The sequence below is a fragment of the Alcanivorax jadensis T9 genome (assembly GCF_000756655.1).
In the GTDB taxonomy this organism is placed as follows: domain Bacteria; phylum Pseudomonadota; class Gammaproteobacteria; order Pseudomonadales; family Alcanivoracaceae; genus Alcanivorax; species Alcanivorax jadensis.
Window position 1 is genome coordinate 62,488 of the sequence record NZ_ARXU01000007.1, and the last position, 14,399, is coordinate 76,886.

12 protein-coding genes are annotated in these 14,399 nt (G+C 60.8%); 4 read left to right on the forward strand and 8 right to left on the reverse strand.

Annotated elements, in window-relative coordinates; translation table 11 throughout:
* Positions 1-43 precede the first annotated feature (43 nt).
* From rapZ to mgtE, 3 genes are all read left to right on the forward strand, one after another.
* Positions 44-895, forward strand: coding sequence for an RNase adapter RapZ (gene rapZ, locus T9A_RS10440; protein ID WP_035248096.1), 852 nt, complete (start codon positions 44-46; stop codon positions 893-895).
* A 14-nt stretch (positions 896-909) separates the two neighbouring features.
* Positions 910-1,179: an HPr family phosphocarrier protein gene (locus T9A_RS10445; protein ID WP_035248097.1), complete on the forward strand. Its 270-nt coding sequence runs from the start codon at positions 910-912 to the stop codon at positions 1,177-1,179.
* A gap of 112 nt (positions 1,180-1,291) precedes the next feature.
* The gene (gene mgtE / locus T9A_RS10450; RefSeq protein ID WP_035248098.1) at positions 1,292-2,656 is read left to right on the forward strand and encodes a magnesium transporter; all 1,365 of its coding nucleotides are present in this window, start codon (positions 1,292-1,294) and stop codon (positions 2,654-2,656) included.
* Positions 2,657-2,724: 68 nt separating this feature from the next.
* On the opposite strand, the gene T9A_RS10455 is transcribed toward mgtE, so the two are convergent.
* Together T9A_RS10455 and pmbA are read right to left on the reverse strand one after the other, a co-directional pair.
* Entirely contained in the window at positions 2,725-3,477 is a 753-nt protein-coding gene (locus T9A_RS10455) for a BPSS1780 family membrane protein (protein WP_035248239.1), read from the reverse strand.
* A gap of 59 nt (positions 3,478-3,536) precedes the next feature.
* Positions 3,537-4,892: a metalloprotease PmbA gene (pmbA, locus tag T9A_RS10460; protein ID WP_052042809.1), complete on the reverse strand. Its 1,356-nt coding sequence runs from the start codon at positions 4,890-4,892 to the stop codon at positions 3,537-3,539.
* An 84-nt stretch (positions 4,893-4,976) separates the two neighbouring features.
* Between pmbA and yjgA the strand changes: the two genes are divergently transcribed.
* On the forward strand, positions 4,977-5,516 hold the full coding sequence (yjgA, locus tag T9A_RS10465; protein WP_035248101.1) for a ribosome biogenesis factor YjgA: 540 nt from the start codon (positions 4,977-4,979) through the stop codon (positions 5,514-5,516).
* 184 nt (positions 5,517-5,700) lie between these two features.
* Here yjgA and T9A_RS10470 read toward each other — a convergent pair whose 3' ends face one another.
* The 6 genes from T9A_RS10470 to T9A_RS10495 are packed head-to-tail and all read right to left on the reverse strand — an operon-like array spanning position 5,701 to position 14,388.
* Positions 5,701-7,200 (reverse strand): C13 family peptidase, encoded by a 1,500-nt coding sequence (locus T9A_RS10470; RefSeq protein WP_035248104.1) that lies wholly within the window; start codon positions 7,198-7,200, stop codon positions 5,701-5,703.
* A 32-nt stretch (positions 7,201-7,232) separates the two neighbouring features.
* Positions 7,233-7,694, reverse strand: coding sequence for a Crp/Fnr family transcriptional regulator (locus tag T9A_RS10475; protein ID WP_035248106.1), 462 nt, complete (start codon positions 7,692-7,694; stop codon positions 7,233-7,235).
* On the reverse strand, positions 7,694-9,136 hold the full coding sequence (gene tldD, locus T9A_RS10480; protein ID WP_035248108.1) for a metalloprotease TldD: 1,443 nt from the start codon (positions 9,134-9,136) through the stop codon (positions 7,694-7,696). The genes T9A_RS10475 and tldD overlap by 1 nt, the downstream gene beginning before the upstream one ends.
* Positions 9,126-9,974 (reverse strand): carbon-nitrogen hydrolase family protein, encoded by an 849-nt coding sequence (locus T9A_RS10485; RefSeq protein WP_035248110.1) that lies wholly within the window; start codon positions 9,972-9,974, stop codon positions 9,126-9,128. The genes tldD and T9A_RS10485 overlap by 11 nt, the downstream gene beginning before the upstream one ends.
* Positions 9,971-13,798, reverse strand: a complete 3,828-nt coding sequence (locus T9A_RS10490) for a YhdP family protein (protein WP_035248111.1) — start codon at positions 13,796-13,798, stop codon at positions 9,971-9,973. Before T9A_RS10490 ends, T9A_RS10485 begins: the two co-directional genes overlap by 4 nt.
* 2 nt (positions 13,799-13,800) lie before the next feature.
* Positions 13,801-14,388 (reverse strand): Maf family protein, encoded by a 588-nt coding sequence (locus T9A_RS10495; RefSeq protein WP_035248112.1) that lies wholly within the window; start codon positions 14,386-14,388, stop codon positions 13,801-13,803.
* Positions 14,389-14,399 lie beyond the last annotated feature (11 nt).

Here is a 14,399-nt window from a genome sequence, read left to right on the forward strand (position 1 = left end):
TTGCGTGTCAACGTGCGGCAAATAGCATGCAAGCGGTGCAACCATGAAACTCACCATCATCAGCGGCCGATCCGGCTCGGGGAAAACCACCGCCCTGCAAGCCATGGAAGACCAGAACTACTACTGCGTCGACAATCTGCCGGTGGGCATGCTCCCGACACTGGCGGAGCAGCTTGATCAGGGTGAGCTACCCATAGAACGAGCGGCAGTAGGCATTGATGCCCGCAACCTGCCCACCCAGTTGCTGGCCTTTGATGCCATCCTTGATGCACTACACCAGCAGCAGGTAAAGACCGAAATTATTTACCTGGATGCGGACGACAGCACTCTGCTGAAGCGCTTCAGCGCCACCCGGCGGCGTCACCCGCTGGGCGCCCAGCAGGGCTCCGTGGAGGCAGCCATTCAGCATGAGCGGGAATTGCTCTCCAATATCCGCCTGCGTGCCGACCTGGTGATCGACACCAGCAACTATGACGTTCACAGCCTGCGCAACCTGATGCGCGAGCGGGTAGCCAATCGCAGCGCGGCCCTGTCCCTGCAACTGGAATCCTTCGGGTTCAAGAACGGCTTGCCCAACGATGCCGATCTGGTGTTTGACGTGCGAGTACTGCCCAACCCGCACTGGCGGGCCGACCTGCGGCCCTTTACCGGCCGCGATGACGCCATCATCGATTTCCTCCAGCAGCACCAGGCCAGCCACGACATGCTTGATGACATTCATCATTTCGTAAAACGCTGGCTGCCGGCGTTTGCTGACAGCGATCGCAGCTATGTGACGGTCGCCATCGGCTGCACCGGTGGCCGCCATCGTTCGGTATTCATTACCGAGCAACTGGCAAAACGGCTACGCAATGAGGGCACCACCCTTCAGGTCCGCCACCGCGAACTGGATTAGGCTTCCACCACTCAATGATCGAAAAGCAACTGGATATCATCAACAAGCTTGGCCTGCATGCCCGTGCTGCCGCCAAGGTGGTCAGCGTGGCCTCACGCTATGAAAGCCGCATTCACGTCATTCACAACGGCAACCCCATCGACGCCAAAAGCATCATGGGGTTGTTGATGCTTGGCGCCGCCAAGGGCACCAGCGTTACCTTTCAGGTTGACGGCAACGATGAAACCGCCGCCATGGAAGAACTCACCGATCTGTTCGGCCGCCGCTTTGACGAAGAAGAATGAAAAAACAGTTGATAGTTGATAGTTGACAGTTAACAGTTAGGGGCTCGCTCGCGGCCAGCCTGTTTTTAGCTGTCCACTGTCAACTATCACCTGTCAACTGCCTGTCCTATTTATGCCCGCCGATACCAGCCGTAGCCAACAGCACCACAAAATCATCAACCGCGCCTTGTCCAGCGGCACCTATACCCAGGTCCGTCAGCTGTTCAATAATCTGCCCGGTGCTGAGGCGGCGCATTTGCTGGAATCGTTCCCTCCCCGGGAACGGGAAATTCTCTGGCAACTGCTGAGCAAGGATCAGGAAAGCGAGGTCCTCCAGTATCTGGGCGAGGAAGTGCGGGTTGAGCTGCTGCGCAATCTGAGCACCGACGAGCTGGTCTCGCTGGTGGAAGAGCTGGACACCGATGACCTGGCCGACCTCCTGCAGGAATTGCCGGACCACGTTACCAGCCAGGTCATGGCCAGCCTGGATGAACAGAATCGCGACCGGCTGGAACAGGTAATGAGTTACCCGGAGGATACTGCCGGGGGCCTGATGAACACGGATGTGATTACCATCCGCCCGGAAATCACCTTCGAGGTCGTACAGCGCTATCTGCGTCGGCGGGGTGAAATTCCCCGTACCACCGATAACCTGGCCGTGGTCAATCGCCGCAACCAGTTTATCGGGCTGCTGCCGCTGACCAAGGTCCTGATCAGCGACCCCGGCACCACCGTGCGGGAGGCCATGATCACCGACGCCGAATCCATCCCTGCCACCTTGCCCGCTCATGAAGTCGCCAAGATCTTCGAACGTCAGGATCTGGTAACCGCACCGGTGGTGGACGAAGACGGCATGCTGGTCGGCCGGATTACCATTGATGACGTGGTCGACGTGATTATCGAGGAAGCCGACCACTCGCTGATGAGTATGGCCGGTCTGGATGAAGACGAGGACACCTTCGGTTCCGTTTGGCAGACCGCTCGCCGCCGGGCTGTCTGGCTGGGGATCAACCTGCTGACCGCCCTGGCCGCCTCCGCCGTCATCGGGCTGTTCGAAGCCACCCTGGAAAAAGTGGTGGCGCTGGCCATCCTCATGCCTATCGTTGCCAGCATGGGCGGCATCGCTGGCAGCCAGACCCTGACCCTGGTGATCCGCGCTATGGCACTGGGGCAGATCCAGTCGAGCAATACGCGCTATCTGCTGGTCAAGGAACTATCCGTGGGGGCATTGAATGGCGTGCTGTGGGCCACGGTGATTGGCATTACCGCTGCGCTATGGTTCGACGACCCCAGTATCGGCATGGTCATCGCCACCGCCATGATCATCAACCTGATCATGGCCGCCTGTGCGGGCGCCATGCTGCCCATGATCATGAAAAAGATGGGCATCGACCCGGCCCTGGCCGGCTCCGTGGTGCTCACCACCATCACCGATATTGTCGGCTTCTTTGCCTTCCTGGGCCTGGCCACCGTGCTTTACGCACATTTGCTGGTCTGACTGTTGCGTTCACCCATAAAAAAGGCGCCATTGATTGGCGCCTTTTTTGTCATGCTCTACTACGAAATTTATTCCACAAAAATCTGCCGGAAAGAGACGTAGTAGGCGCCGGCCAGAATCGGCATGACGAACAGCCACCCCAGCAGTAGTGGCAAGGCAGCCACCAGCACGATCACCATGGTGACCAGCAGGTAAACGATCATGGGAATTACATTGCGGGTGAAGCCGCGAAGGCTCAGCTTCATGGCTTCGCCCACACCCTTGTTGCCCAGAAAGATCAGCGGCACGGTGAAATAGAACAGATAGACGAAGCCAAACATGGCTACCAGACCCAACAGGCCAATCACTATCATCGCTCCAGTACCAGCGCCTCCGGCACCCAACGCATACCCCAGGCCACCGAAAACAGCCCCGAGCAGCAGCATCACACCGAGCTGAGCCAGTGCCATCAGAATCAGTGGACCGGTTCGATCAGAAAACGCGGCGAACAAGTCGGCAAAATCCGAGTTGCCCTCGGTTTCCATGCGATGGAAAATTTTCACGATCCCCGCGTAAAGTAGAGGCGTCGCCAGAATCTGAGCGATCATGCCAAGCAACGGAATGATCTGGAAGGCAGAGGTGATCAGCACGGTGACCACCAGGGCCCCAAGCACCACACCCCAGTGTCCCGGCAGCATCTTGTGACCACTGCCGATCCAGCCCAGCGCGTCCCCCACACTGATTTTGCGCGGCTCGGCCAGAATGGTCAGCGGCTGTGCCGGCGGATTATTGTCATCAATCAGCTCGGCCTGCGGCTGTTGATACGGATTGATTTCACTCACGGTTTGCTCCTTTCCCGAAAAAAATTCATCCATTGAAAATGCCCGGATACAACCTGTCGCTATCGCCCTGCGATTTTCATCGGCGACAGCAACAGCGAGCCGCTGGCGATGTTACCCCGATAATCCACATCGGTGCCGCTACCCTGAATACCCTTGAGCATCTCCCCCAAATGCCCCGCAATGGTAAACTCTTGCAACGCTCCTTGTATGACGCCGTTCTCAAACCAGAAACCGCTGGCGCCACGAGAATAGTCTCCTGTCACCAGATTTACTCCCTGCCCCATGACTTCCGTGATCAGAATGCCTTTCGGCACCCGGGCCATCAACGCTGCCAGTGACTCGCCCGTATCGGTGATAGACAGGTTACGTACCCCGCCACCATTGCCGGTGGGGTCCATCTGCAAACGGCGACCGGCGTACAGGCCCAGTACATACTGGCGCAGCACGCCGTCCTCCACGAAAGACTGGGCGCAGGTGGGCAGGCCATCGCCATCGAAAGGGGCGGAGGCGTTTCCGGCAGACAGATGCGGGTTCTCCGTCAGGGCATAGCCCTTGGGCAACACCGCAGTCCCAATGCTGTCCTGCAGGAAGGAGCTGCGACGGAACAGGGCGCCGCCGCTGATGGCGGACACCAGGTGACCCAGCAGGCCGGATGCCACTTCCGGCGCAAAGATCACCGGCAATTCACCGGTCTCCGGAATGCTCGCCCCCAGCCGTGCCAGCGTTCTCTCGCGGGCCTTTTCGCCAATCTCTTCGGCGCTGGCCAGCCGCTCACCGATGCGGCCTCCGTCGTACCAGTAATCACGCTGCATGCCATCATCGTCTTCCGCCACCACGCTGCAGACCCGGCTATGATGGGTACCACGGTAGCCGTGCAGAAAACCTTCCGAGGTGGCAAAGACCCGCAGGCTGGCGCCACTGTTGATGGACGCGCCTTCAGAATTGACGATACGCTCATCATTGCGGGCAATGGTTTCACAGCGCAATGCCTCGTCGATGGCCGCCTGGGTATCCATTGCCCAGGGGTGATACAGGTCCAGGTCCGGCACCTCCCGAGCCAGCATCGAGGCCGGTGCCAGACCCGCATAACGATCTTCCTCGGTGTAGCGGGCAATGGAGGCCGCCGCCTGAATGGTGTCGCGCAGGCTGTCACGGTTGTCGTCGGAACTGCTGGCGTGGCCCTTGCGCTGGCCGCGGAACAGGGTCACCGACACCCCCCGGTCGCGGTGGAATTCCACGGTTTCCACCTCCCCTTGGCGCACATTGACCGAATATCCCTGGGACAGACTCACATTCACTTCTGCCCCATCGGCACCCTGCCGTTTCGCCTCTTCCAGCACCCAGGCGGCGGTATCTTCCGCCTGGCGTAATTGGGCAATATCCAGTTCTGCTGTCGTTGCGGGGGAATCAGACATAAAATAGCGGTTCCGTAATCAGAAAAAGTCCGTCGGCAAGCTTCACGCAACACGCCGCACGCAAAACAGGAAAGCCGAAATCCAATGACCGAGTATAACGACGACCTGCTGACCAGCAAGACACAACAAAAACGCGATGACAGTGCTTTGCAGGAGCTGGGACTCTCGTTAATGGACATGAAGCCGGCGGAGCGCGAGCGACTGCCCTTGGGCGATGAACTGAAAAAAGCCCTGGACGAAGCAGCCCGCATCAACCACCACGAGGCTCGCCGTCGCCATGCCCAGTACATCGGCCGCCTGATGCGCGAATCCAACAGCGAGCAGATCATCCAGGCGCTGGAAGCGTTTCATGATCCGTTCCGCCAGCAACGGCTGACCAACTGGGTAGAACAGATCATGGCCTGCGACCAGCCTAGGGACGCCGAAAGCACCCTGCAGCAAGTCCTGGACTTCTTCCCCCACGGTGACCGCCAGCAACTGCGCAACCTGAGCCGTAACGCGCTCAAGGCCCGCATTGCCGACCCGACCACGGCTTCCGCCGCGGAAAAAGACAAGTTCAAACGCGAGCGACGCAAGCTGATGAGCTACCTGAACCAACTGGACAAAACCGCGCCGCTGTACTGAGAAGCGCTGCCTGCACACAGCGAGCAACACATCTACACGCAACACCCATCCGGGTGGCGTAGGGTGGATTAGCCTAAGCGTAATCCACCATGTTTTCCCCGCATTGCCCCCACCATGTGCGAAACCGAAGGTGGATTACGCTTAGGCTAATCCACCCTACGTTCCGATCACTCACGGGTTTTCGCTATTCACTGTTAACTGCTTTATTTCCCTGCCACCAGCGCAAAAATGCCTCCCCCACTGCCTTTTGCGGCATGGAGTGCGCATCGCCCTCAATGCCTTGCTCTTCCTCCATCCCCGAGACCTTCTCGTTGGCAGCAGCAAACCAGGCCTGCGGATCGGCGATGCCGGCCACCATATCCTCACCGTACAACGCCTTGCTGAACCAGGTACGGTCGGAGTCGTCACCGCAACCGAAGGAGGTACGATCCGACGCTGCAGAAGCAAACACAACCCGCTGCGGTGAAGCCAGGGCGTCTACCCATTTTCCGGAATAGCAGGCCGACACCACCAGCCATTGATGCTTTGCCTGCAGGCCATTCAGCCACTGTTTGCCGTCCGCCACGCTCAGATCATTAAGCTTGAGATTTCGATCATCCAGTAACAGGGCGCCCTCTTTGGAACCATGGCTGACCAGATGCACCATGAGCAGATCTTCTTGCGGATCCAGCAGGGCATCCAGCGCTTGCAGCGCTTCACGTACACTGGTTCGGGTCGCCAGAGGCAGATCATCGCTGCCGCCGTTGATCAAACGCACCTGCCGGCGGTTGAGATCAAATACCGAGCCCAGCCGTTCCGCCACCCAGTCCACTTCGCGGGCAAACACAGCCTCGGTGCCATCGCCACCTACCACCAGCAGGTAAACATCACGCACTCCCGGCCGCTGTGGCGCCAAGGATGACAACACCGACTGTAAACGGCTGGATTCGGTGTACAGGCGGGCCTCCATTTTTGCTGCCCGGGCATGGCGATTTTCCCGGTAGACCTGCTCACTGGCGTAATAGCGTCCACGCACGAAATACCCTTTTTCTTCCTGCGGCTCACCGTCGCCCTCAGCCGGCTGAGTGCGCGTGCCGCTGCCGTGAGCATGGCCGTTTTCAAACTTGCCACGAATCACCACGCCATCCGGGCGGGTCAGCACCCCCTGGCCGTGATAGGAAAAATAGCGAAATTCCCCTTCATAGCGGTAACCTTCCTCATCCCGGTAAGTGCCCTTGAGCAGCTCGCCATCCTCGAACCGGCCTTCATAGTGCGCGCCATCCTCGGTGACCCAGATTCCCTGGCCATGGGGGGCGAAATCACGGAATTTGCCCTGGTAAGAGCCGCCGCTCTCATAGCTGACGGTGCCCTCAATCAGCTCACCCTGTTCGAAGCGCCCCTGCCAGGTGGCATCGTCACAGGTGAACTGCCCTTCCCCGTGCAGGACGCCGTCGACAAACTGACCTTGATGAGCGCAGCCGCGCCGATCCACCAGCTTGCCGTGACCATTAAGCCGCCCTTCGCGGAATTCCCCTTCGTAGTAGCGACCATCCGGCCAGGTCAGCGTACCTTCGCCGTGGAAGAGATCATCTCGGGTATCGCCGTCATACACCGCCCCGTCCGGCAAACGCACATCCGCCGGCCACTGCACCGGATCACAGCCAACCAGCGCAACCAGAACCATTCCAAGGCAGAATACTTTCATCGGCAAACCCGTAACGTGTTTATTAGCGTTTGTTATCCTACCGGTAATTTGAACTGGGCCAGCTGTGACGAAGTGCGACGCAGATGCAGGCATAACAGGCGGGCAATGTTTTCCATGATCAGACTGACCGCATGGGGGCTGCGTTTACGCAATTGCTCGATACCCTTGCGGGTGAGCACGATCAGGGTGGCATCCTCGGCGGCACGGACTGTAGCCGATCGGGGCTCGTTATCCACCAGCGCCATCTCGCCCATGGAATCACCCGGCCGTAAATGGGCAATCACCACCTCGCCACCGGCTTCGCTGTTCTTGACGATATCCAGACAACCGCGCACCACAAAGCAGACAAAATCACTGCGGTCCCCTTCCCGGCATACCGGTTCCCCGGCAGGAACCCGGTTAACAAATACCAGCTTTTCCAGTACCGCCAGTTCTTCATCACTGAGCCCGGCGAACAGACGCATGCGTGACAGAACGTCCAGTACCTGGGACATCAGGCAGTGCCCCCCACGGTGAGGGCGTCCACACGCAGGGTGGGCTGACCCACGCCCACCGGCACGGACTGGCCATCCTTGCCGCAAACGCCGATGCCACTGTCCAGGGCCAGATCATTACCGACCATGGAGATGCGGCTCATCACTTCCGCGCCGCTACCGATCAGGGTGGCGCCTTTCACCGGGCAGACGATTTTGCCCTTCTCCACCAGGTAGGCTTCGCTGGTGGAAAAGACAAAACGCCCGGACGTGATATCCACCTGGCCACCTCCGAAGTTCACCGCGTAAATGCCGCGATCGAGACTGGCAACAATATCCTGCGGATCACTCTCACCGGGCAGCATGTAGGTGTTGGTCATGCGTGGCATGGGCAGGTGGGCATAGGATTCCCGCCGGCCGTTACCGGTGGGCGCCACACCCATCAGCCGGGCGCTGGTCTTGTCCTGCATGAAACCCACCAACTTGCCGTTTTCGATCAGGGTATTGCAGGCGGTAGGGGTGCCTTCGTCGTCGATGGTCAGAGAGCCTCGGCGATCCGGCAGGGTGCCATCGTCCACCACGGTACACAGGGGCGACGCCACCTGCTGGCCAAATTTCTTGGCAAACATGGAAGTGCCCTTGCGATTGAAATCGCCTTCCAGACCATGGCCCACCGCTTCGTGCAACAGCACACCGGGCCAGCCCGGCCCCAATACCACCGGCATGGTGCCTGCCGGTGCTGCTTCGGCTTCCAGGTTCAGCAAGGCGCCACGTACGGCTTCCCGGGCCCAGGTTTCGATACGCTCTTCCTGCAACAGCCAGTCGTAGGCCACCCGACCACCACCGCCGGCACTGCCGCGCTCGCGGCGGCCATTGCGTTCGGCGATCACGCTCACATTGCAGCGGATCAATGGCCGCACATCCGCCGCCAGGGTGCCGTCACTGGCGACCACCATGATCACATCCTGTTCAGCACTGAGGCTGGCCGTGACTTCCACGATGGCCGGGTCCAGTGAGCGGGCCAAGGCATCGATACGTTGCAGCAGGGCCACCTTGTCTTCGGCGGGCCAGCCCAGTAGCGGATCAATGGCGGCATAACGGGCCGGCACCGCCCGACTGGCAAGCTGGATCTGCCGGTCCTGACCATGTCGGGTAATGGCACGGGCGGCACCGCTGGCCTGCTGCAACGCGTCCAGGGTGATGTCATCACTATAGGCAAACCCGGTCTTATCGCCCTGGACAATGCGCACACCGGCGCCGCGCTCGGTATTGAAGCTGGCATCACGGACGATACCGTCTTCCAGCACCCAGGCCTCATGGCGGCTGTGCTGGAAATACATGTCGGCATAATCTGCCTGGCCGGTCAGTTTGCCGTTCAGCAGCGACGCCAATTGCGGGGTGTGCAGGTTTGCCGGCGCCAGCAGTACGGACTCGGCAATGGATAGGGCGTCGTTATGTGTCATAGGGTCCTTCAATTCGGAATCGTTGATGCTGTTGAACCGGCATGCTTTGCCGAAGCTCATTCATGGTAGCAAGGTCCAGCTCGGCCACAAGAGCACCGGGAGAATCGCTCAGACTATCCACCACCCGGCCCCAGGGGTCCACCAGCATGGAATGCCCATAGGTGGCCCGACGCGGGCCGTGCTGGCCGCACTGGTTGGCGCCCAGCACATAACAGCCGGTCTGTACCGCCGTGGCACGCAGCAGCAGTTGCCAGTGGGCCGCGCCGGTGACCGCGGTAAAGGCAGAGGGATACACCAACAGATGCGCCCCGGCGGCAACCAGCCGCTGGGCAAGCGCCGGAAAGCGCAGGTCATAACAGATCGCCATGCCCACCTGCAGATCACCCAGAGTGGTGGTCACCACCTCCTGGCCGGGCTCAAAAAAATCCGACTCACGGTAACGACCCTGGGCATCCTGCACATCCGCATCGAACAGGTGCAGCTTGTCGTAGCGGGCCAGGCATTCCCCGGCAGCGTTTACCGCGATGGAACAGGTGCGCACAAGTGGTGATGGTACCGGCTGCCTATCCGGGCGCTGCAGTGCAGGCAGACTGCCGCCAATGATCGCCATGTCCAGGCTGCTGGCCTGCTCACACAACCAGCCGACCAGCTCGTCATGACGCTCACCCAGCACCCGGTAATCAACGCCGTAGCCGGCGAAATTTTCCGGCAACACGGCCAGCTCGGCACCCTTTTGCCGGGCCTCGGCCAGTAGCGCTCCCGCCTGGCGCAGGTTGTCATCGGGCTGCTTGCCGCTGGTCATCTGGATGGCGGCAATTTGATAGCGTTGCACCGTCATTCGAATATCCCCTCGGTTTCTTTCACTTGTGGGCTGCTCCAGTTACCGGTTACCCGGTATTCCATGGTGGTTGTCTTGTCGAGCCGGTCGCCCCAGATCCGCTCCACCACAAAAATACCCGCACAGGCTGCCGGCCCTGCCAGACAGCCCGCATACAGGTTACTGGACAATGGCAGGGTCACCTCCATGTTGTGATCCAGGGTTTCCTTTTCCAGATCAATGGCACCCTTGACGCGAATCGCGGCTGAGGGCGAATCAATGGCCAGATTGGATGTAGCCACCCGGGGGCCATCAATGGAGAAGTCGCCAGTAATGCTGTCGCAGCTCATGCCCTTCTTGTACAGGTCCGAGAAATCCAGCCGTAAACGACGCTGGATCGTGCCGATATTGAGAATACCCAGCAGGCGCAGGAATGAGGTTTTGGTATCGGTATCCGGAATCCGGCATTCCCCGATATCCACCTGGGTCTGCCCCTCCAGGGCCAGATAATTCATATTCAACGGCCAGTCTGTCCAGCCAAGCACAACTTGCGCGCGGGCATCGTCGGACTCGATCAGTGCCGGCATACCCCAGGCGTTCAGGGAGCGGCCAAGATTGTCCGAGGACAGGCTGCCGTTGAAGCGGCTGTAAGACTTGCCGGCCTCCTCGGTCCAGTCCAGCGTGCCCTGAAAACGGCTGGATCGCCAGCGCCCGTCCAGATCGGAAATACGCACGCCCTGTTTCACCGGCCGCACCTTGCCTTGCCACTGGCCGTAGTCCTCACCGTTGATAACGATACTGTTGAAATCCGCATCCAGCGGCGGCAGTGTCAGCGGCGACACCGGTGCGGTTTCCCCGTCATCGCCGAGCGCTCCCTCGGGCAGCTTCAGATTGAGGCGGGACACCGACATGGCAAGCGGCGCCTCACCCCGGGCCGTGAAGCCATCCGGAATGCGCACAGACCCGGCCACCGCACGGCTACTCAGCGCCATATCCCAGCCAGCCACCGCCGGCAGCACCGAGAGCCGGGTATCGGCTACCTCCATGCCAAACAGATCCAGGCGATCCACCTGCAGGCTGACCTTGCTCAGGGAGGCATCGGCGGTAGCCACCCCGCCACCACTGCCAGCATTCAGTGAAGGCATCAGCCGGTTACCGATAAAGTCGATCCAGGGCTCCACACTGGCGTTAGCCAGCCGGCCGCGTACCTGAATCCCCTCGGCGGGCACCTGCAAGGTGCCGCTGCCCAGCAGCAGATCACCACGCACGCGCTTGTCGATGCGAAACGCCCCTCGCAGCAGCCCGCCGTATTCCATGTCCAGCGCCAGACGTCTGCCCGGATTACTGAGCCGGATATCCAGCGGTCGGGTTGCCTCGGCAGACTTGCCGAGCGGCGCCGGTGCATCCACGGTAATCCCTTTCATCGACGAGGCCGCTCGCAGGGAAAACGGGGTGCCCTGCCAGGGAATCTGCACAGTCAGCCCCAGCGGTAATTGCCCGGACAGAGGCTTCAGCCAGGGAAAGCCCAGCCAGTTTGCCGCCTGCTTCATGGGCAGGCTGCCATCGAGCTGCAAGCGGCTGCGGCCATCACGGGTCAGCCACTGGCCACCGAATTGCCCCCCCAGGGCCCGGGCCTGCAGGCGGTCGATCTGCATGCCATCACGCGAATGAAAATAGACCGGTGCCGAGGCCTCGGTTACCTGCAGTTTGCGCGGCGTATTGTTAAGAGTGGCATCGTTCACCTGGGCATCCACAATCACCACCGGTGTGCCGCTGCCTTTTTGCAGGGGAATATCCAGCAACAGATACCCCGCCATGCTGCCGTCTCGGAAACGCCAATCCAGCAGTTCTTCAGGGAGCTGTTTACGCAGAGGGGTATCCTGAAACAGCGTATCCAGATCCTTGACCGGCCCTCGAGCCCGACCGGAAATAATCAGCCTCGGCGTCTCGCCGGTGGCAAAATCCGGCACATCAACGTGTACGTCCTGCAGCTCGCTACCCAGCAATGTCCCGCTGCGAGCCAGCCCGCGAACCTGGCGGCCGTTGATCAGCACATCCGCCGACACGTCACTGGCTACCGGCCAATCCGGCAGAAAAGACAAGCGCACATCGCTGGCCTGATAACGCATCTGCAAGGTGCGATCCTGCTGGCGGCTCTTGTCGATTTTCACCGGCCCCTGATAAAGAATCTGCCCACGCTGCAGATGGCCGCCCTGGATAGCTTGCCCAAGCCAGCCAGACAACCCCTCGGGTAACCGCTTGAGCGGCATGTAATGGCTGGCGCGGGCACCATTGCCTTCGTAGATTTCTGCCGCCAGGCGCAATTGCGGAATCTGCTCGGGGCGCAGACTGAGCTGCATGAGCGCCTCGCCATGGGCATCCGGATTGACCACGCGCAACCGCCCGGAGCGCACCAACAGCTGCTCGCCATCACGCCGCCAGTCCAGCAGCCCGCTGACCTGGCCACCCAGGGCATGGTCATAAAGCCGCGGAAATTGCAGGCTCAGATTGTCGCTGTGCAGATGCGCCTGCCCTTCGGAAGGACTGCCCGACACCCAGCCGGAAAGCCCCTGTACACCGGGTATCCGGTCCTGCGCCTGGCTCGACAGACCCGTGAAGCGCAACTGGAATTTCTCCACTTGCCGGGCACGGCCCTGCACATAAACACCATCCAGCAGCCCCCGTGGCGCCTGCACCGTCAAACGTTCACGGACCTGTTGCAGGTTCCCGGGCACGGCAAAAGGCCACTGCTGAAACTGCTGACTGAGCGCATGGAGAGGCAATTCATTGCCCCGGAACTGCCATTGCCGCTGCTCCCCCCGGGTCTGCCAGCGCAGCGCCAGGTCTCCCAGGTTGAGGGTGCCGGCCGGCGAATCAGCGGCCAGGTTGGTCAGGGACAGAGTCGCCCTCTCGCCGTCACGAACCAGGGCCAGCCGCGCCGACAGCTCGGTCATGGGCCAGTCCTGACCGTTCTGCTGCAAAGTCAGGGCAGGGAGATTGAGATTGATGCGGGCATCATGGGGCTGCCCCTGTTTCAGGGTTGACCATACCTTCAGGCGGCCATCCAGGGCTGCCACCTGCACCGGCCAGCCCAGTTCCTCGGGCAGCCACTCATGCAGCCGCTCGCCCTTGAGGCTGGCGTAGAGATCCGCTTCCACCTCTTGCAGGGAAAACGCATCGCCATGCAGATGAATGCGCGCCTGCAGGGACAGGGGCCGATCACGGGCCTCCAGATTCAGCGCCAGCCGGTGCTCATCCCCCCGATTGATCAGGGTGGCTTCCAGCTCGGAGGCCGCCAGTGGCGGCATACCCGGCCACTCCATGGACAAACGGGCATCGCTGATCACCAGCAACTGCTGGCGGTAAAACAGGGTGAGAATACGCTCCAGCGGCGGCCGCTGCTCCGGGTCATTGCTGCCCAGCGCCTCCAGGCCACGCAGACGGATACTGCCATCCTCGCCGCGCACCAGATGCAGCTCCACCCCATGAATGCGCAGCTCCTTGAGCACCAGATCCCGGTGCAACAAAGAACGGAACACGTCGATGCCCAGCACCACCTCGTCCAGCTCCAGCGCGGTGTCGCCTTCAGGGGCCGGCAGGCGAATCTGACGGGCCACAAACTGGGGCACCAGGCCGGACATCTTGCCGTCCAGCTCGGCGATGGTCAGCGGTGTCTGGATACGTTCTTCAAAGAGCACTTCCAGCCGTTCGCGATAATCCGGTACCAGCAGCATCAACTGGCGGCCGACCACCACATAGGCCGCCATCAGCAGCAGCAAGGCCACCGTCAGCCACCAGAGGGACGGATAAAGTCGATGCCAGCGATTGGGTCGGGTCGAGGCCATAGTCAGTTGGTTTGCCAATAACGAATGCCGACCTGATCCAGCAGTTCCACCATCTGTTCCAGCGGCAGGCCGACTACCCCACTGTAACTGCCCGTCAACGAGGCCACCAGCGCTGCGCCCAGCCCCTGAATGCCATAACCTCCCGCCTTGTCAGCGCCTTCGCCGGTATCCACATAAGCCTGCAGGTGCACCTCATCAAGATGGCGGAATTGCACCCGGGTAATGGCGTACCGTACCTCCAGCTGTCCCCGGTGCGACAACGCCAGCGCAGACATGACCTGATGCTCGTTCCCGTTGAGAGCCTTCAGCATGGCCAGCGCCTGTTCCTTATCCGCCGGCTTGCCCAGTATCTCGTCACCCAGCACCACTGCTGTATCAGCCCCGAGCACAGCGCCGAGCGGCTGGCCATGGGCTGCCACCGCACCGGCCTGGGCCTTCTCCCGGGCCATCCGGCAGACATACTCCAGGGGCGGCTCCTGCGGCAACGGGGTTTCATCGATATCCGGAGCGGGCAGCACGGAAAAGGGAACAGCGATCTGCCGTAGCAGCTCTGCCCGACGTGGCGAACCTGAGGCGAGATAAAGAATCATAGGATCAGAAA